The organism is Herbaspirillum lusitanum (assembly GCF_026127345.1).
GTDB classification, from domain to species: Bacteria; Pseudomonadota; Gammaproteobacteria; order Burkholderiales; family Burkholderiaceae_D; genus Herbaspirillum; species Herbaspirillum lusitanum.
Genome location: NZ_QXFG01000005.1, coordinates 319,796 through 339,848, shown reverse-complemented (window position 1 = coordinate 339,848; position 20,053 = coordinate 319,796). Strand labels below are relative to the sequence as shown.

14 protein-coding genes and 1 tRNA gene are annotated in these 20,053 nt (G+C 62.5%); 11 read left to right on the top strand and 4 right to left on the bottom strand.

What is annotated here, in order from left to right:
- Window positions 1–28: 28 nt before the first annotated feature.
- Window positions 29–919, top strand: coding sequence for an AEC family transporter (locus DXT88_RS05785; protein ID WP_265211950.1), 891 nt, complete (start codon window positions 29–31; stop codon window positions 917–919).
- Window positions 920–968: 49 nt separating this feature from the next.
- Here DXT88_RS05785 and DXT88_RS05780 read toward each other — a convergent pair whose 3' ends face one another.
- A complete protein-coding gene (locus DXT88_RS05780) occupies window positions 969–3,392 on the bottom strand; it encodes a penicillin acylase family protein (RefSeq protein WP_407649269.1) in 2,424 nt (807 codons plus the stop codon).
- Between the two features lie 38 nt (window positions 3,393–3,430).
- A complete protein-coding gene (gene queG, locus DXT88_RS05775) occupies window positions 3,431–4,507 on the bottom strand; it encodes a tRNA epoxyqueuosine(34) reductase QueG (protein ID WP_265211949.1) in 1,077 nt (358 codons plus the stop codon).
- Window positions 4,508–4,550: 43 nt separating this feature from the next.
- Here queG and tsaE point away from each other — a divergent pair, with 43 nt between their 5' ends.
- The gene (gene tsaE, locus DXT88_RS05770; RefSeq protein ID WP_016832084.1) at window positions 4,551–5,039 is read left to right on the top strand and encodes a tRNA (adenosine(37)-N6)-threonylcarbamoyltransferase complex ATPase subunit type 1 TsaE; all 489 of its coding nucleotides are present in this window, start codon (window positions 4,551–4,553) and stop codon (window positions 5,037–5,039) included.
- Window positions 5,003–6,349 (top strand): N-acetylmuramoyl-L-alanine amidase, encoded by a 1,347-nt coding sequence (locus tag DXT88_RS05765; RefSeq protein WP_029362950.1) that lies wholly within the window; start codon window positions 5,003–5,005, stop codon window positions 6,347–6,349. The genes tsaE and DXT88_RS05765 overlap by 37 nt, the downstream gene beginning before the upstream one ends.
- 321 nt (window positions 6,350–6,670) lie before the next feature.
- Here DXT88_RS05765 and DXT88_RS05760 read toward each other — a convergent pair whose 3' ends face one another.
- The gene (locus DXT88_RS05760; RefSeq protein WP_016832086.1) at window positions 6,671–7,321 is read right to left on the bottom strand and encodes a VTT domain-containing protein; all 651 of its coding nucleotides are present in this window, start codon (window positions 7,319–7,321) and stop codon (window positions 6,671–6,673) included.
- 382 nt (window positions 7,322–7,703) lie between these two features.
- Between DXT88_RS05760 and DXT88_RS05755 the strand changes: the two genes are divergently transcribed.
- The 6 genes from DXT88_RS05755 to DXT88_RS05730 all read left to right on the top strand — a co-directional run bounded on the left by DXT88_RS05755 (window position 7,704) and on the right by DXT88_RS05730 (window position 16,767).
- Window positions 7,704–10,670 carry a sensor domain-containing protein gene (locus DXT88_RS05755; protein WP_265211948.1) on the top strand — a complete coding sequence of 989 codons (2,967 nt, stop codon included), beginning with the start codon at window positions 7,704–7,706 and terminating at the stop codon, window positions 10,668–10,670.
- A 270-nt stretch (window positions 10,671–10,940) separates the two neighbouring features.
- The gene (locus DXT88_RS05750; protein ID WP_265211947.1) at window positions 10,941–13,106 is read left to right on the top strand and encodes a methyl-accepting chemotaxis protein; all 2,166 of its coding nucleotides are present in this window, start codon (window positions 10,941–10,943) and stop codon (window positions 13,104–13,106) included.
- Window positions 13,107–13,176: 70 nt separating this feature from the next.
- Entirely contained in the window at window positions 13,177–15,075 is a 1,899-nt protein-coding gene (gene mutL, locus DXT88_RS05745) for a DNA mismatch repair endonuclease MutL (RefSeq protein WP_265211946.1), read from the top strand.
- A 1-nt stretch (window position 15,076) separates the two neighbouring features.
- Entirely contained in the window at window positions 15,077–16,036 is a 960-nt protein-coding gene (gene miaA, locus DXT88_RS05740; RefSeq protein ID WP_265211945.1) for a tRNA (adenosine(37)-N6)-dimethylallyltransferase MiaA, read from the top strand.
- A gap of 100 nt (window positions 16,037–16,136) precedes the next feature.
- Window positions 16,137–16,213 (top strand) — tRNA-Met (locus DXT88_RS05735).
- 119 nt (window positions 16,214–16,332) lie between these two features.
- Window positions 16,333–16,767, top strand: coding sequence for a CBS domain-containing protein (locus DXT88_RS05730; protein ID WP_265211944.1), 435 nt, complete (start codon window positions 16,333–16,335; stop codon window positions 16,765–16,767).
- Between the two features lie 9 nt (window positions 16,768–16,776).
- On the opposite strand, the gene DXT88_RS05725 is transcribed toward DXT88_RS05730, so the two are convergent.
- Entirely contained in the window at window positions 16,777–17,379 is a 603-nt protein-coding gene (locus DXT88_RS05725; RefSeq protein WP_265211943.1) for a cysteine hydrolase family protein, read from the bottom strand.
- An 86-nt stretch (window positions 17,380–17,465) separates the two neighbouring features.
- Here DXT88_RS05725 and DXT88_RS05720 point away from each other — a divergent pair, with 86 nt between their 5' ends.
- Entirely contained in the window at window positions 17,466–18,383 is a 918-nt protein-coding gene (locus tag DXT88_RS05720) for a LysR family transcriptional regulator (RefSeq protein ID WP_265211942.1), read from the top strand.
- A gap of 287 nt (window positions 18,384–18,670) precedes the next feature.
- Window positions 18,671–20,011 (top strand): tRNA (N6-isopentenyl adenosine(37)-C2)-methylthiotransferase MiaB, encoded by a 1,341-nt coding sequence (gene miaB, locus DXT88_RS05715; RefSeq protein WP_016832124.1) that lies wholly within the window; start codon window positions 18,671–18,673, stop codon window positions 20,009–20,011.
- Window positions 20,012–20,053: the final 42 nt, after the last annotated feature.

Below are 20,053 nucleotides of genomic sequence, written 5' to 3'. Positions count from 1 at the left end.
ACGCCCTCTCGTCATTCTCTTATTGCCCATGCAAGTCATCTCGCTTCTGCTGCCCGATTTCATCCTGATCCTGATGGGAGTCATCATCTTCCGCATCACCGACTGGGGCGGAGCGTTCTGGGCGGGTATGGAAAAGATGGTCTATTACCTGCTGTTTCCGGCGCTGCTGTTTTATTCCACCGCGCGCCTGCAGCTCAACCTCGCCACCACCGGCAAGTTCGTCCAAGTCGGCGTGCTGGCGCTGCTGTCCGGCGTGGCCCTGACCTGGATCGGCAAACCCTTCATCAAGGCCGGCCCGATGACCTACGAGTCGGGCATGCAGACCGCGTTCCGCTTCAATTCCTATATTGCGCTCGCGCTGGCGTCGCGCCTGGCGGGTGAAAAAGGCGTGGGACTGATGGCGCTGTTGATCGGCTTCGGCGTCCCCCTGTGCAACATGGCCGCAGTGCATGCGCTGGCCCATCGCAGCGGCAACCTGTTCAGCGAGCTGGCGCGCAATCCCCTGCTGATCGCCACCGGTTCCGGCCTGTTGTTTGCGCTGTGCGGCTTCACCTTGCCGGAAGTGGCGAGTGCGGTCTTGTCGCGCCTCGGCAGCGCCTCGATTGCCTTGGGCCTCCTGATGGTCGGCGCGGGTCTGCGCCTGGCGGGAATACGCGAAGACAAACTGATGACGACCTACTTCACCGCCATCAAATTGCTGGCGGTGCCGGCTGTCGCCTATGTGCTGGGACGCTGGTTCGAACTGCCAACGCTGCAGTTGCAGATCGTCGTGCTGTTCTGCTCGCTGCCGACGGCCTCGAGCTGCTACATCCTCGCCGCGCGCATGGGCGGCAACGGACCGATGACGGCCTTCCTGATTTCACTCGGCACGCTGGTGTCGGCGTTGACGATTCCGTTCTGGTTGATGCTGGTGCATTGAAATCGTCGTCGCCCCGGCTGGCGCCGGGGCGACAGTTCAAACTTGCTGCTTACTTGCCCGGCTCCAGCACAATCCTCTGCACCGTCGCCTGCTCCACCGCCTTGCGCGAATACAGCAGCGGGAAGTATTCGCCGTTCAGCCACTTGTCGGCCAGGTCGCGATAATGCGGGCTGTCCGGATCGCCCGATTGCCCTGGTGAATTGACCGCCCTGGAGTTATCCCAGTTGCCGACGTCGACCACCACCCGGAACGACGGGCCATTGGTCTGGCGGAAGTCGCTCGGGCGATAAGTCGACTGGTTCGGTGAATAAGCGCCGCCGTGTTTCGGCAACGGGCCGACGTTCAGTTTGGCGCGCGTCGCCTCGTCCACCACGCCGGCCAGCGGATGCTCCATCAGGTTGTGATGCAGCTTGCCCCACTGCCATTTACTCGCGTCTTCACCCTGCAACTTCACCATCTCGGCATAGGCGCCGCCGAGGCTGTTCAGCAGGACGTCGTCGCGCTTCTTTGCGGCGTCGGCGCCGAACCTGGCCTGCGGCTGCTCCAGCGTGTCGAGCAGCACGGCGACATCGGGCGCGCCCATCGCGGCGGCCGCTTCCTTGCTCAGTACCGCCTCCTTGAAGGCCTTGCCCAGGTGGCGCGAGAGCCAGACTTCATACAGCGCGGCTTGCGGCGAATCGACGCGCTCGACGTAATCCCAGCTGTTGAAAATATCGAGCGCCGCCTGCGTCTGCGCATCGGTCGAGGTCAGCGGTTTGAGCAGCGCGCCGAGACGACGCGCCGGAATCGCCAGGTCGTCGTTTTGCAGGCGCATCGAATCTTCCAGCGATACCTTCGGCAACGACGCCAGCACTTCGCTGATGCGCGAGAAGCGCGAGTTGTTGGTCCACTCGAAGCCGAGCTTGCGCTCGCGGTATGGATAATCGTCCGGCAGGTTCATCTGGTTGGCCGAAGCGAACCAGCCCTGCTTGGGATTGTAGGTCGACGGCAGCTGGTCGCCGGTCCAGAATCCGGCCCATTCATAACGACCGTCGCCCGGCACCGGCAGCAAGCCGTCCCAGTTCGGACGCTTCGGCGCGAGGCCGCCCGGCACCCAGCCGATGTTGCCCTTGACGTCGGCGTAGACCTGGTTCTCGGTCGGCGCGCCCCAGTTCAGCATGGCGCGTTTGAAGGATTTGAAATTCTTGGCGCGCATGTAATCGATGCTGCCGAAGTACGGCGACATGCCCGGTTCCAGCCAGCCGGAACGCACGGCGAAGGCGCGGTTCTTTTCCTTCTCGACGAAGATCACCGGACCGTGTCGCGTGAACTTCAGCTCGGCAGTCGCCGAGCCAGCGCCGCCCTTGACCTTGATCGGTTCGCGCAGGACGGTGAAGCGCTCCCACTTGCCCTGGTATTTGTACTCGTCCGGATTGGCGGGATTGAGCTCGTAGACGTACAGGTCTTCCTGATCGATGTTGAAGATCGTCAGGCCGAATGCGATGGTGCCGTTGTGACCGATGGACACGCCCGGCAAGGCCGGTTCGCCGGCGCCGATGACGTTGAGGCCGGGTGCGCTGAGGTGCGTGATGTAGCGCAGCGATGGTGCGGAATAGGCGCGGTGCGGATCGTTGGCCATGATGGCGCGGCCGGTGGCGGATCTGACTGGCGAGACCACCCAGTTGTTGCTGCCTTCCATGGTCTCTTCCAGATTCTCGGCGGCGGCAATGCGGATAGCCGCGCCGTGGTCATCGGCTGCGGTGCTCAGACTTTCTTTGGTGATCTTGACGTTTTGCGTGGCCAGCCCGAACACCTTGAGCAAGTCTTTTGGCAGGCAGGGATCGAGGCCTTGCGGCATGATCGCCTCCCACTTCGGCGTCAGGCCGAAGCGGATTTCATCGGACTTGAGATCGGCCTTGCAGGCGACGTTGGCGCGCGCGACTTCGCTGGTGAGGTTGCGCGTCAGGCCGTGGCTGCGGATGCGCACCACGTCCTCGGCCTGCCATCGGGCCGGCAGGTAGGCCAGTTGTTTGAATTCGTACGGCAGCCGCTCGGGATGCGCCGTGACGTAGTCGACATAGGCGTTGATGCCGGCGACGAAAGCGGTCGCCACGTGTTCGGAATGCTTGCCGTAGGATTTCCACTCGCGCTGCATGTCGCCGCGATAGAGGAACAAGCGAGTCGCCTGGTCTTGCGCGACGTAGGCCGGGCCGAACACTTCGGACAACTGGCCCAGTCCGCGACGGCGCCATAAATCGATCTGGAACAGACGGTCGCGCGCGGCATTGAAGCCCTGCACGAAGAACGCGTCGTCCTGGCTGGCGGCGTAGATGTGCGGCACGCCCCATTTGTCGACGAGGATCTCGGCCTTCTTGTGCAGGCCGGGGATGCGCAGGGTTTCGGTGGCGGCATTCTCCGGTGCTGCATGCGCCAGCGACATCGCAGCGCAGCCCGAGAGCAGCAGCGCCAGCGACAGGGGTTTCATTTTTGACATCGCTTGTCTCCATTTTGGTTTTTTGTGGAGACAACACTTTACAAGGAATGGTGTGCGAGCGCCCACTCGACATGTTCGCGCACCAGTTCGGAAGGATGGTCGAGGCGCGCACGCAAAGCGGCGACGATTTCCGCGTCGCCCTTGTGCGTGCCGGCCGCGTTGCCGAGGCCGACCGCCATGTTGCGCAACCAGCGCTCGTGACCGATGCGGCGGATTGCGCTGCCTTCGGTGTTGCGGTTGAAATCTTCTTCGCTCCAGTTCAGCAACTCAATCAGCGAGGCGCTGCCGAGACCGTGGCGCGCGTCGAAGTCGGGCAAGGTCGAGGTCTGGGCGAACTTGTTCCAGGGACAATACAGCTGGCAGTCATCGCAGCCGTAGACGCGGTTGCCGATCAGGCTGCGCAGCTCGACCGGGATGCTGCCCTTGAGTTCGATGGTGAGGTAGGAAATGCAACGGCGCGCATCGAGTTCGTAAGGGGCGACGATGGCCTGGGTCGGGCAGACGTCAATGCAGGCGCTGCACTGGCCGCAATGCGGTGTGACCGGCTCATCGACCGGTAGCGCCAGGTCGGTGAACAGTTCGCCGAGGAAGAACATCGAGCCGGCTTCGCGGTTGAGCAGCAGCGTGTGTTTTCCGCGCCAGCCGAGGCCGGATTTTTCCGCCAGTGCGACTTCCATCACGGGCGCCGAATCGGTGAAGACGCGATAGCCGAAAGCGCCGATTTCCTTCTCGATGCGTCCGGCCAGTTGCTGCAGCCGCGCGCGCAAGACCTTGTGGTAGTCGCGGCCACGCGCATACAGCGAGACCACTGCAGCGCTGCCGTCGGCGCCGCGCGCTTCTTCGCGCTCACGCCAGCCGGCGGCGGTATCGCGCGGCAGATACGGCATGCGCGCGGTGATCACCCGCACCGTGCCGGGCACCAATTCGGCGGGCCGGGCGCGCTTCATGCCGTGGCTTGCCATATAATCCATCTCGCCGTGGTAACCCTTGTCCAGCCACGCCTGGAAACCCGCCTCCCGATGCGACAGATCGACATCGGCAATGCGCAGGTCGGCGAACCCGAGTTCGCGCCCCCAGGCTTTGATGGTGTCGGCAAGTGCTACAAGGTCAGTCATCAATCGTTTTCAATACGTCGCTTCAAACAAGCTCAATTAATTTATGCAGCCATCGCGTCACACCCATTTGCAGGACGAGGCCGGCACCGCAGCCCTGGGCGCGTCGCTGGCCCAGGTGCTGGAACCCGGCATGGCGATCTACCTGCACGGCGATCTCGGCGCCGGCAAGACCGCGCTCACGCGCGCGCTGTTGCATGCCGCCGGCTACCCGGGCCGCGTCAAAAGCCCGACTTACACGCTGGCCGAACCCTATGAAGTAAAGCTGGCAGACCGCATGGTAACCGTTATCCACTTCGACCTCTACCGCATGGCCAGCCCGGAAGAGTTCCTGGACGCGGGTTTTCGCGAACACTTCAACGAAAACAGCATCTGCATCATCGAATGGCCGGAAAAGGGCGACCCCGTGTTGCCTCCCCCGGATATCAATATCTCGCTAACGGTTGCAGGACACGGACGTGATGTAGAATTACGAGCGTTGTCTGACAAGGGTCATCAATGCCTCGCTCGACTGAAATTCGCTCCAAATCTGTGACATCCAAGACTCGCCGCACCATCCTCAAGGCAGGCGGCACGCTCCTCGTCTCCGTATTGACTCCCCTGCCGGCGCTGGCATCGCAAATCCTCGCGGTGCGCGTATGGCCGTCCGACGACTATACCCGCGTCACGCTGGAAAACGACAGCAACCTCAAGGTCACCCATTTCATCGTCAAGAATCCGGAGCGCCTGGTGGTCGACATCGAAGGCATCGACCTGAATTCGACGCTGAAGGACCTGGTCGCCAAGATCCAGCCCAACGATCCCTACATCAAGCAAGTCCGCGTCGGCCAGAACCGCCCCAGCGTGGTGCGGCTGGTGTTCGACCTCAAGGATGAGATCAAGCCGCAGGTGTTCACGCTGGAGCCGGTCGGCGAATACAAATACCGTTTCGTCATCGACCTCTACCCGGCCAACCCGCCGGACCCGATCGCCGCGCTGATCCAGAAGGGCAACTGGCCCAAGGATCAGCAGGCCGAAGTCAGACCGCCGCTGGCCGAAGCCAGGCCGGACCCGAAAGCTGCACCGCAAGTACAGGATGAAGATCCGCCGTTCGCCGCCAAGGCCAAACCGCAGGACGACACCAAGCTGCAGCTCACGCGCATGATCACCATCGCGCTCGACCCCGGCCATGGCGGTGAAGACCCCGGCGCCATCGGCAGCCGCGGCAATCGTGAAAAAGACGTGGTGCTGTCGATCGCCAAGCGCCTCAAGAAGAAGATCGAAGAACAGCCGAACATGCGTGTCATGCTGACCCGCGACGCCGACTTCTTCGTGCCGCTCGGCATGCGCGTGCAAAAGGCGCGCAAGGTGCAGGCCGACCTGTTCATTTCGATCCACGCCGACGCCTTCGTGCAACCGACCGCGCGCGGCTCCTCGGTGTTTGCCCTGTCGGAAAAAGGCGCCAGCTCGACCGCAGCGCGCTGGCTCGCCAACAAAGAGAATGCGGCCGACATGATCGGCGGCGTCAACATCAAGACCCACGACAAGCAATTGGCGAGCGTCTTGCTGGACTTGTCGACCACCGCCCAGATCAACGACAGCCTGCGCATCGGCAACGCCGTGCTCAAGGAAATCGGCGGCATCAACAAGCTGCACAAGGGCGCCGTGGAACAAGCCGGCTTTGCCGTGCTGAAGGCGCCGGACATCCCCAGCATCCTGATCGAGACGGCCTTCATCTCCAATCCGGAAGAAGAAGCCAAGCTCACCGACAACAGTTATCAGGACGACATGGCCGACGCCATCATGACCGGCATCAAAAAGTACTTCTCCAAGAATCCGCCGCTGGCCAAGAACAAGCTGACCTGAGCCGGTCGGCGCACCTCAAGTACCTCCCCTTCCGCTCCCGGACATCGCGCCGGGAGTTTTCATTTGGGCCGTGTTTTTTGCCGGACGGCATCGGAACCAGCCTCCAAGGCCGAACAGACCCGTATTCCCACCTCATTTCCGCCCATCACGGCGGGGCCGCGCGGCCGTATGATGAATTGAACAGGACGCGGCACTGGTGGAACAGTCCGCCGCGGAACCTGCTCTCATCGGCGTGCACCGCATGCACGAGATGCATCGGGACGAGTCGGGAAAGTTCTGAAGGGTGGCCGCGGAAAGGCCGGGCCGGCCGCGTCTGGTCGATTATTGACGTCTGGAAAGGAACTTGCGGTAGAACTGCCACAACCCGCCAAGCACGATCGGCAGAATGGCGGCGACGATGCCGATCAGGACCAGCGTGTTGAGGTTCTGGCGCACCCACGGCAAGTTGCCGAACAGGTAACCGAACGCCAGCAAGCCGACCACCCATAACAGGGCGCCGATGATGTTGAAGAACTGGAACCGGATGAACGTCATCTCCGACACGCCGGCGATGAACGGGGCGAAGGTCCGCACGATCGGCGTGAAGCGCGCCAGGATGATGGTCTTGCCGCCGTGTTTCTCGTAGAAGGCGTGCGTCTTGGCCAGCGCGGCGGGATTGAGCCAGCGGTAATTGTGGGTGAAGACGCGGTGGCCGATGGCGCTGCCGATCCAATAGTTAAGTGTGTTGCCGGTCACCGCGGCAACCACCAGCAGGAACATCAGCAGCCAGATGTTCATCGCGCCGGTGGCGCAAAACGTGCCGGCGATGAATAGCAGCGAATCGCCGGGAAGGAAGGGCAGCACCACCAGACCGGTTTCGCAGAAGATGATCAGGAACAGCACCACATAAATCATCGTGCCGTATTGCTCTATCAGGAGGCCGAGGGACTTGTCGACGTGCAACAGCACGTCCAGTAACTGCAAGTAATCCATACACTCATTTCGTTTTTGACGCCGCTCAGGCTGCGCCGGAATCATACACTACTCGACCGGACGGTCGGCCGCAGGATGGCGAGGCTGGTTTGGCGGCGAGTTGGGCGGCAAGGTGCGCGGAGATACCCGGAGACGGTCTGCTCAACAGGCAAAGCATTTCAAAGAAAGAACTTATTTGATCTGCATGCTCAAGAACAACAGCTTTTTTTCCGATAACAAAGGATCCCGACCGTTTTACCCCCTCGCTCAAAGCGGGGGGGGCAAGTTTCAGGATAGATTCAGATCAGGTTCAAACCGGACGCAAGACAGACGCAACATAATCATACCGAGCGGAGAATTGACGCGTATGAGTGCAGTCAAGGAACGGGAGAGGAACAACTCCATGATGGACGCCGAACGCATCGGCCTTGAGCTTCAGCAATGCCGCAGCTCCCTTGAAGAAAAGGAGGCGCTGCTGGCGGCGTTTTCCCGCTCGATGGCCATCCTCGAACTGGCGCCGGACGGCACCATCTTGTCCGCCAACGACAACTTCCTCACGCTGATGGCGTACCGGCACAGCGATATCGTCGGCCACCATCACCGCATGCTGTGCAATCCCACCCATGCCGAATCGCCCGAATACGCCGAGTTCTGGCGGCGCCTGCATCAGGGCGAAGTAGTGTCCGGCACCTTGCAACGCATGCGCAGCGACGGCTCGCGACTGTGGCTGGAAGCCACCTGCAATCCGGTGTTCGACGCCGAAGGGCGCTTGCTGCGCGTGGTCTCGATCGCTGCCGACATCACCGCCCATATTGATGATTCGCAGGAAAAACACAGCGTGCTGCGCGCGCTCAACCGCTCGCTCGGGGTAATTGAATTTTCCGCCGACGGCATCATCGTCGGCGCCAACGGCAACTACCTCAAGACCATGGGCTACCTGCCCGAAGAGATCGTCGGCAAGCACCATCGCTTCCTGTGCGAACCGGATTACGTCGACAGTCAGGAGTATGAAAACTTCTGGCGCGACGTCAACCAGGGCCGGTTCTTTTCCGGCCGTTTCAAACGCATCGCACGCGACGGCCGGCCGGTCTGGTGGGAAGCCACCTATACGCCGGTGTTCGATCTCGAAGGCGAGCCGATCAAGATCATCAGCATCGGCTCGGACGTGTCGTACCGCATGGTGCGCGAGCAGCGCGACCGCGAATACCAGCATTTGCTGTCGCTGGGCATCAATGAAACCGACAACGCGGTGTTCATCACCAACGACGCCAATCACATCGTCTTCCACAACACCGGCTTCAGCCGCATGCTCGGCTTCACTGCGGAGGAAGTCATCGGCCGCCGGCCGCGTGAGTTGTTCGAAGGACAGACCGCCATCCTCAAGCTGATCGAGGATTGCTACGCGGTAATCGCCGAGGGCCGCAGCTTCCACGGCGAGGAAATGATGGTCGACAAGCAAGGCCATCCGCTGTGGGTGTCGACCGTGGTCAACCCCATCCTCGACGGTGACGGCAAACTGATCAACGCGGTCTGCATCCTGACCGACATCACCAACACCAAGATGCACGAAGTCTTGCAGTACAAGACGCTCAACGCCATGGTGCGCGAAGCCAGCCTGCAGGAAGTGCTGACCATGGTGTGCGTGGAACTCGAACGCATTGCGCCGGACATAGTGGCGTCGATCCTGCGCGTCGATGAGAATGGCCTGCTGCATCCGGTCGCCGGCCCCAGCCTGCCGGATGCATACAACCGCGCCATCGAAGGCGTGGCGATCGGTCCGTGCGTCGGCTCCTGCGGCACTGCGGCATTCCGAGCCGAGCCGGTGGAAGTGGTCGACATCGCCACCGACCCGCTGTGGACCGATTATCGCGACCTGTTGCTGCCGACCGGATTGGAATCGTGCTGGTCGACGCCGATCAAGTCGGCCGATGGCCGCGTCATCGGCACGTTCGCGTTCTACTACCATGGCAAGCGCCGTCCCGATCCCTTCCACCACCGGCTGGTGGACGTCAGCCTGCATTTGTGCGCACTGGCGCTGGAACGCGAAGAGGCGCGCTCGCGCATCCATCGCCTGGCGTTCTACGATTCGCTGACCGGTCTGCCAAACCGCAGCCTGTTGCTGGTCAGCGCCAACCAAGCCATCGCCAACGCGGCGCGCACCCAGATTCCGCTGGCGGTGCTGTTCATCGACCTCGACCGCTTCAAGCAGATCAACGATTCGCTCGGTCATCAGGCCGGCGACGAATTGCTGTGCACCGTCGCCAGCCGCCTGCAGACCGAGGCGCGCAAGTCGGACATCGTCGGCCGCTTGTCGGGCGACGAGTTCGTCATCGTGCTGGCGCAATGCGATCTGAACCGCGTCACTGACGTCGTCAAACGCATCCAGACCAGTCTGTCGATGCCCTGCCATATCGCCGGCGTGACGCTGACGCCCTCGGCCAGCATCGGGATCAGCCTGTTTCCCGACAATGGCGAAACCATCGAAATCCTGCTGCATCGCGCCGACATGGCGATGTACCAGACCAAGGCCAACAACCGCGACCGCTTCAGTTTCTTCAGCGATGAGATGAACACCCAGGCGCAGGAACGCCTGGCGCTCGAAGGCGCGCTGCGGGACGCATTGCGCGGCGGCGATTTCGAGTTGCACTACCAGCCGCAAATCAATTTCCACACCGGTCTGTTGCATGGCGTGGAGGCGCTGGCGCGTTGGCATCACGACCAGCTCGGTCAGATCTCTCCGGCGCGCTTCATCCCGATTGCGGAAGAATGCGGCCTGATCGGCGAGCTCGGCAAATGGGCGCTGGAAGAAGCCTGCTTCCAGCTTCACGACTGGCGCCGGCGCGGCATCAACGTGCCGTCGGTGTCGGTCAATTTGTCCTCGACCAACTTCCATGACCTGGAGCTGCCGCAGTTCATCGCCGGCCTGCTGCAGCGCTTCGCGCTGGCGCCGGGCGACCTGACGCTGGAAATCACCGAAACAGTGATGATGGATACCAACCCCAGCACCACGCGCACCATCCGCGAAGTGCATGCGCAAGGCGTGAAGCTGGCGATGGACGATTTCGGCACCGGTTATTCAAGTCTCGGCTACCTGCGCAACCTGCCGGTATGCGAGCTCAAGCTGGACCAGAGTTTCGTGCGCGACATGGATCGCGACCAGACGGTGCTGGCGCTGACCAACGCGGTCATCCGCATCGGTGAAAGCCTCGACCTGATCGTGGTGGCCGAAGGCGTCGAAGACAAACGGCAATACGATTTGCTGAAACAACAGGGATGCGATGTGGCGCAAGGCTACCTGTTTTCACGACCGATGCTGGCCACGGTTTTCGAGCACTGGCTGAAAAATTTCAAAATCGACAATTTTCTCTAAAAGTTTTATCAGGGCAACAATATTGCATAGCATTTTTACATCATTTTTCATTGGTCTTACCGCTAAAACTGGTTCATAAACAACGAGTTACGTTGTTTTTTGGCTCAAATGAGACCGCATGAAAAGCGAAGTTGGCTATACTTGCTCGCGTTCAAAAAACTGAAGTATTTCTAACCGGCCGCGCACGCGCAAACGTTTGCTTAAGTTCGCAACACAACATTTGCTCGCGGTATCCGGCGCCTTGCGCCTCAACAAAAAGAAAACCACACCATGCAAACCTCTGCCTTTCACTATCGCAGCTGGGCCGTCGGCACCAAGCTCACCTCCCTTACCCTTGCACTGGTCGGCACGCTGTTCGTCGCGGCCATCCTGCTGATCGACCTCACCACGTCAGCCATGCTCGAGCAGCGCTCGATGAACCAGATCAGCGGCGAAACGCGTGCAGTGGTCAACATGGTCGAGATGTTCGACCGTTCGGTGAACAGCCAGGTGGAACGTTTCTCCAACATGTTCTCCAACGCTTTCCCGGGCAAGTTCACGCTGGACGCCAGCCGTACCGTACAGATCGGCGACAAGGCGACGCCGGTGCTGCGCAACGGCGACACCGATCTCAATCTCGACTTCGCCATTCCCGACCGCTTCACCGCCCAGACCGGCGTGACCGCCACCATCTTCGCCAAGAGCGGCGATGACTTCGTGCGGGTCTCGACCTCGGTCAAGAAGGAAGACGGCGAACGCGCCGTGGGCACCATGCTCGACCGCGCGCATCCCGGTTACGCCGCGCTGAAGGCGGACAAATCGTATAGCGGCATCGCCACGCTGTTCGGCAAGCAATACATCACCAAGTACGTGCCGATCAAGGACGCCGCCGGCCAGCTTATCGGCGTGCTCTATGTGGGCGTCGATATCTCGGACGACATCAAGGCGCTCAAGGACAAGATCAAGGCGCTGAAGATCGGCGAGACCGGTTTCTTCTACGTCCTCAACGCCAAGGAAGGCAAGGATTTCGGCACCCTGCTGGCGGGCCCGAAGGATGAAGGCAAGAACCTGCTGGGATTGAAAGACGTCGACGGCAAGGAATTCATCAAGGACATGCTCGCCAAGAAGCAAGGCGTGATGCGCTACATGTGGGACAACCCAGACACCGCCGGCCACAGCGGCGAAGAGAAGATCGTCGCTTTCTCGCAATTCCCGGCCTGGAACTGGGTCATCGTCGGCGAAACCTACACCAACGAAGTGACCAGGGAAATCGCCGCCATGCGCAACCGCTTCATGCTGTTCGGCGCCGCCTTCCTGCTGCTGGTTGGCGTGGTCCTGACGATGGTGATCAAGCGGGTCGTGACGCGTCCGCTGGCGCGCGCCCGCGCCGCCGCCGACATGCTGGCGAGCGGCGACCTGACTGCACGCGTGCGCGTCAGCGACGGCCAGCAGGATGAAATCGGCCAGTTGATGCGCGCCGTCAACGGCATCAGCGAAGGCCTCGCCCATGTGGTCGCCGACGTGCGCCAAGGCACCGAGCAGATCACCACGGCCTCCAGCGAAATCGCCACCGGCAATCTCGACTTGTCGAGTCGTACCGAACAGCAAGCCGGTTCGCTGGAAGAAACCGCCTCCGCCATGGAAGAACTGACCTCGACCGTGAAGCAGAACGCCGACAACGCCGGCCAGGCCAACCAGCTCGCGCTGTCCGCCTCGGAAGTGGCCTCGCAAGGCGGCGCGGTGGTCGGCAAGGTGATCGACACCATGGGATCGATCAATGAATCATCACGCAAGATCGTCGACATCATCAGCGTGATCGACGGCATCGCCTTCCAGACCAACATCCTCGCCCTGAACGCTGCGGTGGAAGCCGCACGCGCCGGCGAACAAGGCCGCGGCTTTGCGGTGGTCGCCTCGGAAGTGCGCAGCCTGGCGCAACGCTCGGCCGCCGCCGCCAAGGAAATCAAGGGCCTCATCGACGACTCGGTCGAGAAGGTCGAAGCCGGCAGCAAGCTGGTGGAACAAGCCGGCGCCACCATGGGCGAAGTGGTTGCCAGCGTCAAGCGCGTGACCGACATCGTCGGCGAAATCAGTTCGGCCAGCCAGGAACAACGCGCCGGCATCGAGCAGGTCAACCATGCCATCGTGCAGATGGAACAAACCACGCAGCAAAACGCCGCACTGGTGGAACAAGCCGCCGCCGCCGCGCAATCATTGCAAGACCAGGCGCACAAATTGACCGCGTCGGTCAGCACCTTCAAGCTGGACGAAACGCATGCCATGGAATTCGGCGCTGCAGGAACTGGAACTGCAGCCCCGGTGCGCAAAGTCGTCGCCAGGACGTCTCCCGCGCCGAAGCCGGCTGCTGCACCGAAAGCCGCGCCCGTCGCCAAACTCCCGCCTTCCGGGAAATCCCTGCCGGCGCCATCCAAAGACGACGACTGGGAACAGTTCTGAGCCTGGCCGTCATTAGCCGGCACAGCCGGCTCAGGGATTGCCCCGAGCCGGCTGGCGGTATAATCGCCGGATGAACGCACCAGATCGCCCGTCCCGCCCTCTTCGCCCGATTCAGGCCCTGCCCGACCAGCTGATTTCACAGATCGCTGCCGGCGAAGTCATCGAGCGTCCTTCCGCCGTCGTCAAGGAATTGCTGGAGAACGCGCTTGATGCCGGCGCCACGCACATCACCGTGCGACTGGAACAGGGTGGCGTCAAACGCATCGCCATCACCGACAACGGCCGCGGCATCCCCCCGGAACAGATGCCGCTGGCGCTGGCGCGTCACGCCACCTCCAAGATCGCGTCGCTGACCGATCTGGAAAACGTCGGCACCCTGGGTTTTCGCGGTGAAGCACTGGCTTCGATCGCCTCGGTCGCGCAGCTGACCCTGACCACGCGCACCGCCGACGCCGCGCACGCCTGGGAAATCATCGGCTCGCAGGAAGGCAGCGTCGTGCCCGCTTCCGGCGCGCCCGGCACCACCATCGACGTGCAGGATCTGTATTTCAATACACCGGCGCGGCGCAAGTTCCTGAAATCCGAACAGACCGAATACGGCCACTGCGCCGAAGTCGTGCGCCGCATTGCGCTGGCGCGCCCGGACGTGACGTTTTCGCTGACCCACAACGGCAAGACCGTCGATCACTGGAACACCGGCGAATTCGCCAAGCGCAGCGCCCACATCCTCGGCGACGAGTTCGCCAACGCGCGCCTGCCGCTCGACGAGAGCGCCGGTCCGCTGCGCCTGCATGGCTTCGTCGGCTTGCCGACCGCGTCCAAGGCGCGCGCCGACGGCCAGTATTTTTACGTCAACGGCCGCTTCGTGCGCGACAAGCTGCTGGTGCACGCAGTGCGCGCCGCCTATCAGGACGTGCTGCACGGCGACCGCTATCCGTCATACGCGCTGTCGCTTGATCTCGATCCGGCGCTGGTTGACGTCAACGTCCATCCGTCCAAGATCGAAGTGCGCTTCCGCGACAGCCGCAGCGTGCATCAATTTGTTTTCCACGCGGTCAGCCGCGCGCTGGCTGCGACCTCGGCCACCTCCTTCGGCAACGCGCCGGCGCCGCAAGCCGCGGGCAACGGTCCGCTGCCGTGGATGCGCGACCAGCAAGGGCAGCCTCAGCCGCAGTACCAGAACGCGTTCGGCGCACAGCTGCGGCCGAATTTCTCCGCCGGTAATTTTGGCGTGGCGCAGAACACGGCTGAATACGGAGCGATGTTCCAGCCCGGCGTGCAGACCAATCTGGACATGGCGTCGACCTTTGGTAGCGAAGCAGCGCCGGGCGCTTTCGCCATGCCTGTCTCGGCCGGGGCCCCCATGCAAACGCTGCCGGCCGACGACTTCCCGCTCGGCTTCGCGCTGGCGCAACTGCATGGAATCTACGTGCTGGCGCAAAACAGCAAGGGTCTGGTGGTAGTCGACATGCACGCCGCCCACGAGCGCATCCTGTATGAGCAACTGAAGAATGCGCTCGACGACAACAGCATGTTCGTGCAACCGCTGCTGATCCCGGTGACCTTCTACGCCGACGCCGTCGAGGTCGGCACCGTCGAAGAGCATCAGGAAACCCTGAGCGCACTCGGCTTCGACATCGCGGCGATGTCGCCAACCACGCTGGCCGTGCGCGCGGTGCCGGCGCTGCTCAAGAACGCCGATGCCCAGACGCTGGCGCGCGACGTGTTGCGCGACGTGCGCGAATTCGGCGGCTCGCGCGTGCTGCTGGAGCGCCGCAACGAGCTGCTCGGCACACTGGCCTGCCACACGGCCGTGCGCGCCAACCGCAGCCTGACCGTACCGGAAATGAACGCGCTGCTGCGCCAGATGGAAGCCACCGAGCGCGCAGACCAGTGCAACCACGGTCGCCCGACCTGGAGCCAGCTGGCCCTGTCCGACATGGACAAACTGTTCTTGCGCGGTCAATAGGATGGTTGCTCCACCAGTAGTACCCTTGGCACCCCTTGCGGTCGCCATCATGGGACCGACCGCTTCCGGCAAGACCGCGGCGGCGCTGGAAATCGCCAGACACATCCCCTGCGAAATCATCTCGGTCGATTCGGCGCTGGTGTATCGCCAGATGGACATCGGCACCGCCAAGCCCAACGCCGAAGAACTCGCGAGCGTGCCGCACCACCTGATCGACATCCTCGACCCGACCGAAGCCTACTCGGCCATGCAGTTCCGCAACGACGCGCTGCGCCTGGCGCAGGATATCCGCGCGCGCGGCAAGCTGCCGTTGCTGGTAGGCGGCACCATGCTGTACTTCAAGGTCTTGCGCGACGGCCTCGACGATCTGCCTGAAGCCGATCCCGTCGTGCGCGCACGCCTCGACGAAGAAGCCGCGCGCGACGGCGTGCCGGCCCAGCACGCGCGCCTTGCCACGCTCGATCCGGAAACCGCCGCCCGTCTCAAACCCAACGACAGCCAACGCATCCAGCGCGCGCTCGAAATCATCGAACTGACCGGCAAGCCGATGTCGGCCTTGCTGACGCAAAAGACCGCGGCAGCGCTGCCCTTCACGCTGCTGCCGCTGGCGCTGGAGCCGTCCGACCGCGCCGTGCTGCACGAGCGCATTGCGCGCCGCTTCGACCTCATGCTGGAAAACGACGGCCTGCTAGCCGAAGTCCGCAGGCTGCGCGCCCGCGGCGACCTGCACCTGGGCCTGCCCTCGATGCGCTGCGTCGGCTACCGCCAGGCCTGGGAATATCTCGACGGCCAGTACGATCACGCCGAAATGCGCGAACGCGGCATCATTGCCACGCGACAACTGGCCAAGCGCCAGATCACCTGGCTGCGCTCGACGCCGGAGCGCATCGTCATCGACTGCAACGCGGCCGACGCCACGCAAGCCGTGATGGCGCATGTGCGCAAGGCGCTGGGACATTGATTGGAAGGGAGCGGCAAGCGCGGCTTGATGAAACAGCAAGCCCTGGCTTAAATCTCTTGACACAAGCTCGATCGGACAGCATAATCACGGGCTTGCTTTTGGTGATATAGCTCAGTTGGTTAGAGCACAGCACTCATAATGCTGGGGTCGGTGGTTCAAGTCCACCTATCACCACCAAAGACATCTGAAGGCCCGTGTTCGCACGGGCCTTTTTTGTTTTTGCGGAGAACTTGACCTGCGTCAATTGCCTCCCCCGCCTGGCTTGGAGGACAATCCGACATATCAACGGAGGAGCAATGGCTGGAGTCAGCATCAAGAAGATCATGACCGCGAAGCTCATCACCGTCGGCCTGGACGACAAGCTGGAAACGGTCAAGGAGATTTTCGACAACCTGAAATTCCATCACCTGCTGGTGGTGGAAGAGCACAAGCTGCTGGGCGTGGTGTCCGACCGCGACCTGCTCAAGGCGCTGAGTCCGAACATCGGCTCGGCCCGGGAAACCTACCAGGACATCGCCAGCCTGAACAAGCGCGTGCACCAGATCATGACGCGGCGTCCGATCGTGCTACAGGAAAGCGCCACGGTCGATGACGCGATCCATGCCTTCAACACCCACGGCATTTCCTGCCTGCCGGTGGTCGACCTGAACTTCAGGCCGGTCGGCATCGTGACGTGGCGCGACATCCTCAAGAATCTGCGGATCAACCCTAGCAATCCGACCGTCCCGTAAGCGTCCCCGTCAATTCAATGCAGCAGCATCCGGCACGACCGTCGCAAACCGATCGGCCAAGGCCGCCAGCGCCGCGCGCTGCACCTCCGCCGCCGGCACCACGCCCTTGCCCAGCACATCCGGCAGATCACGCGTGGCGCACGCTGCCGCCACCACCGTCGACGCATAGCCGTGATCCAGCGCCGAGCGCGTGGTGGCGCTGATGCACATGTGCGTGGCGAAGCCGGCGATGATCAACTCCTTCTTACCGGCTTTCTTCAGCTCGGCGTCCAGCGTGGTGCCGGCGAAGGAATTCGGTAGCGCCTTGACCACCGTGACTTCGCCGTCCTGCGGTTGCAGCCCATCGATGATGCCGACGAATTCGCGCTGCGGATCGAACAGCGCCGCGCCCGGCTTGGCGTGGTGGACCACATGGAATACCGGTGCGCCGGCGGCGCGCGCCTGCCTGAGCAAGGCGGCGATCTCGCCGACGGCGGCGTCGATGCCGGCCAGTGGCACGCCGCCGGCGGTGTATTCGGTCTGGTGGTCGATCAGCACCAGCGCGGCGTCTTGCCACTTCGGCGAGCGCGGCGCGGCGCCGGCGATTTGCAGCAGGGTTTTCGGTATGGACATGGTTTTCTCCTTGATGGTGATGAACGATGAGATCATCCTAGATGGTTAAAATATGTTCATCAATTCGCAAAAATAGAGAGCCATCCGTGAATAAATTAACAGATCAACCCAACTCGCCTGCACTCCTTGCCGCCGACTGGGAAGGTCTGCGCACCTTTGCCGCCTTCATCGAATCGGGCAGCTTTTCCGGTGCGGCGCGCGTGCTGGGCGTGACCCACGCCACCGTCAGCCGGCGCCTGCAGACGCTGGAGCATGCCTTGCACGGCCCGCTGTTCACGCGACGCGGCGACGATACCGAGCTGACCAGGCTGGGTGAAACCGTGCTGTCCGCGGCGCGCGAAATGCAGGCGCAGACCGCACAGCTGGCGCGCCGCCTGGCCGGTGAAGACATCCGCATGGAAGGCAAGCTGCGCATCGCCAGCACCGAGGCCATGGCCACCATGTTCCTGGCGCCGCGCCTGCCCGCGCTGCTGGAGCGCTGGCCGCAACTCGACATCGAATTCAGTATGAGCCACCAGACCGTCAGTCTGGCGCGCCGCGACGCCGATTTGGCGATCCGCTTCGCGCGGCCGCAAGACGGCGACCTGATCGCGCGCAAGCTGGGCAAGATCAGCTATTTCCTGTGCGGCAGCCGTGAACGCGTGGCCGAATGGCGCGCCGCGCCGGGTTCGGCGCCTTTCATCGGCTTTGACGACGGCGTGCCGGATATCCCCGAAACGCAATGGCTGGCCGACCATGCCGGCGGCAATCCGGTGCGCTTTCGCAGCACCAGCCTGGTGACGCAATGCATGGCCGCGCGCGCCGGCGTCGGCATGGCGTTGCTGCCGCACTTCCTGCTGGCGCCGGAGCTGGAACTGGCGGCGCCGGATGGAGGCGCGACGTCGCAGCCGCAGTTGCAGCGCGAAGCATGGGCGGTGTATCACCGCGATCTGCGGGCGCTGCCGCGTCTGCGGGCCGTGCTGGACTGGCTGGAAGGCTGCTTCGCCGGCGAATCGCCCGTCTGAGCGTGGCCAAAGCGTTGCCGGAAAGGCATTTTTCGGTATTTTCACCACCGTTGCCGGTATGCCGGGATCAGCGCCCGCCAGCGGCTTCGCGCGGCATCCGGTGCTATAATCGCGGACCTTGGAAGCACCGACTGCAGGCGCTCCGGATCGCGCTGCACAAACCGCCTTTCCGGCCTTTGCGACTGAAGTTTTCACGATCGGCTTCCTCTTGCCGGCGCTTGGCCGACGCGCCTCACATGTGCGCAGAACCAAGCCTCCCGCCGCGCCCTCATGCCTGAATGACATTTATGCAGAAAAAAGTATTCATCAAAACCTTCGGCTGCCAGATGAACGAGTACGACTCGGACAAGATGGCCGACGTGCTGAACCTTTCCGACGGACTGATCAAGACCGATCGTCCGGAAGACGCCGACGTGATCCTGCTCAACACCTGTTCGGTGCGTGAAAAAGCGCAGGAAAAAGTGTTCTCGGATCTCGGTCGCCTGCGTGAGCTGAAGAAGAAAAATCCCGACCTGCTGATCGGCGTGGGCGGTTGCGTGGCCTCGCAGGAAGGCGAAGCCATCGTCAAGCGCGCGCCCTTCGTCGACATGGTGTTCGGCCCGCAAACCCTGCATCGCTTGCCGCAGATGATCAGCGAGCGCCGCTTTACCGGCCGTCCGCAGGTTGACATCAGCTTCCCTGAAATCGAGAAGTTCGATCACATGCCGCCGGCCCGCGTCGAAGGCGCGACGGCTTATGTGTCGATCATGGAAGGTTGCAGCAAGTATTGCAGCTACTGCGTGGTGCCGTACACCCGCGGCGAAGAAGTGTCGCGCCGCTTCGAGGACGTGCTGACCGAAGTGGCCGGACTGGCCGCACAAGGCGTCAAGGAAATCACGTTGCTGGGCCAGAACGTCAATGCCTTCCGCGGCGTCATGGAAGACGGCGAGATCGCCGACTTTGCGCTGCTGATCGAATACATCGCCGAGATGCCCGGTATCCAGCGCATCCGTTTCGTCACCAGCCATCCCAAGGAATTCACCCAGCGTCTGATCGACACCTATGCCAAGGTGCCCAAGCTGGTCGATCACCTGTACCTGCCGGCGCAGCACGGTTCCGACCGCATCCTGGCGGCGATGAAGCGCGGCTACACGTCGCTGGAATACAAATCGGTACTGCGCCGCCTGCGCGAAGTGCGTCCCAATATCACGATTTCGAGCGATTTCATCGTCGGCTTCCCGGGCGAGACGGACGAAGATTTCAACGCGCTGATGAAGCTGATTACGGATATCGGTTTCGACAGCAGCTTCAGCTTTGTCTTCAGCCCGCGGCCCGGCACGCCGGCCGCCAACCTGGCCGACGACACGCCGGCCGACGTCAAGCTGAAGCGCCTGCAACACTTGCAGGCGGTGGTGCAGGACAATGCAAGCAAGATCAGCCAGGCCATGCTCGGCACGGTCCAGCGCATCCTGGTCGAAGGTCCTTCGAAGAAGGATCCGAACGAATTGCAAGGCCGCACGGAAAACAACCGCGTGGTGAATTTCGACGGTGGCCCGAACGGCGCCCGCCTGATCGGCGAAATGATCGACGTCACCATCGTGCAGACTTTCGCGTTTTCGCTGCGCGGCGAGATCATCGTCAAGCAATGACGCCATCGCCATCCGCTGTTTAACTTCCAACTGACGACACCG

Excerpts from the sequence above, each read along its gene's own strand:
- DXT88_RS05785 (WP_265211950.1), top strand. The coding sequence starts at position 29 with ATGCAAGTCATCTCGCTTCTGCTGCCCGATTTCATCCTGATCCTGATG.
- DXT88_RS05780 (WP_407649269.1), bottom strand. The coding sequence starts at position 3,392 with ATGTCAAAAATGAAACCCCTGTCGCTGGCGCTGCTGCTCTCGGGCTGC.
- queG (WP_265211949.1), bottom strand. The coding sequence starts at position 4,507 with ATGACTGACCTTGTAGCACTTGCCGACACCATCAAAGCCTGGGGGCGC.
- tsaE (WP_016832084.1), top strand. The coding sequence starts at position 4,551 with ATGCAGCCATCGCGTCACACCCATTTGCAGGACGAGGCCGGCACCGCA.
- DXT88_RS05765 (WP_029362950.1), top strand. The coding sequence starts at position 5,003 with ATGCCTCGCTCGACTGAAATTCGCTCCAAATCTGTGACATCCAAGACT.
- DXT88_RS05760 (WP_016832086.1), bottom strand. The coding sequence starts at position 7,321 with ATGGATTACTTGCAGTTACTGGACGTGCTGTTGCACGTCGACAAGTCC.
- DXT88_RS05755 (WP_265211948.1), top strand. The coding sequence starts at position 7,704 with ATGATGGACGCCGAACGCATCGGCCTTGAGCTTCAGCAATGCCGCAGC.
- DXT88_RS05750 (WP_265211947.1), top strand. The coding sequence starts at position 10,941 with ATGCAAACCTCTGCCTTTCACTATCGCAGCTGGGCCGTCGGCACCAAG.
- mutL (WP_265211946.1), top strand. The coding sequence starts at position 13,177 with ATGAACGCACCAGATCGCCCGTCCCGCCCTCTTCGCCCGATTCAGGCC.
- miaA (WP_265211945.1), top strand. The coding sequence starts at position 15,077 with ATGGTTGCTCCACCAGTAGTACCCTTGGCACCCCTTGCGGTCGCCATC.
- DXT88_RS05730 (WP_265211944.1), top strand. The coding sequence starts at position 16,333 with ATGGCTGGAGTCAGCATCAAGAAGATCATGACCGCGAAGCTCATCACC.
- DXT88_RS05725 (WP_265211943.1), bottom strand. The coding sequence starts at position 17,379 with ATGTCCATACCGAAAACCCTGCTGCAAATCGCCGGCGCCGCGCCGCGC.
- miaB (WP_016832124.1), top strand. The coding sequence starts at position 18,671 with ATGCAGAAAAAAGTATTCATCAAAACCTTCGGCTGCCAGATGAACGAG.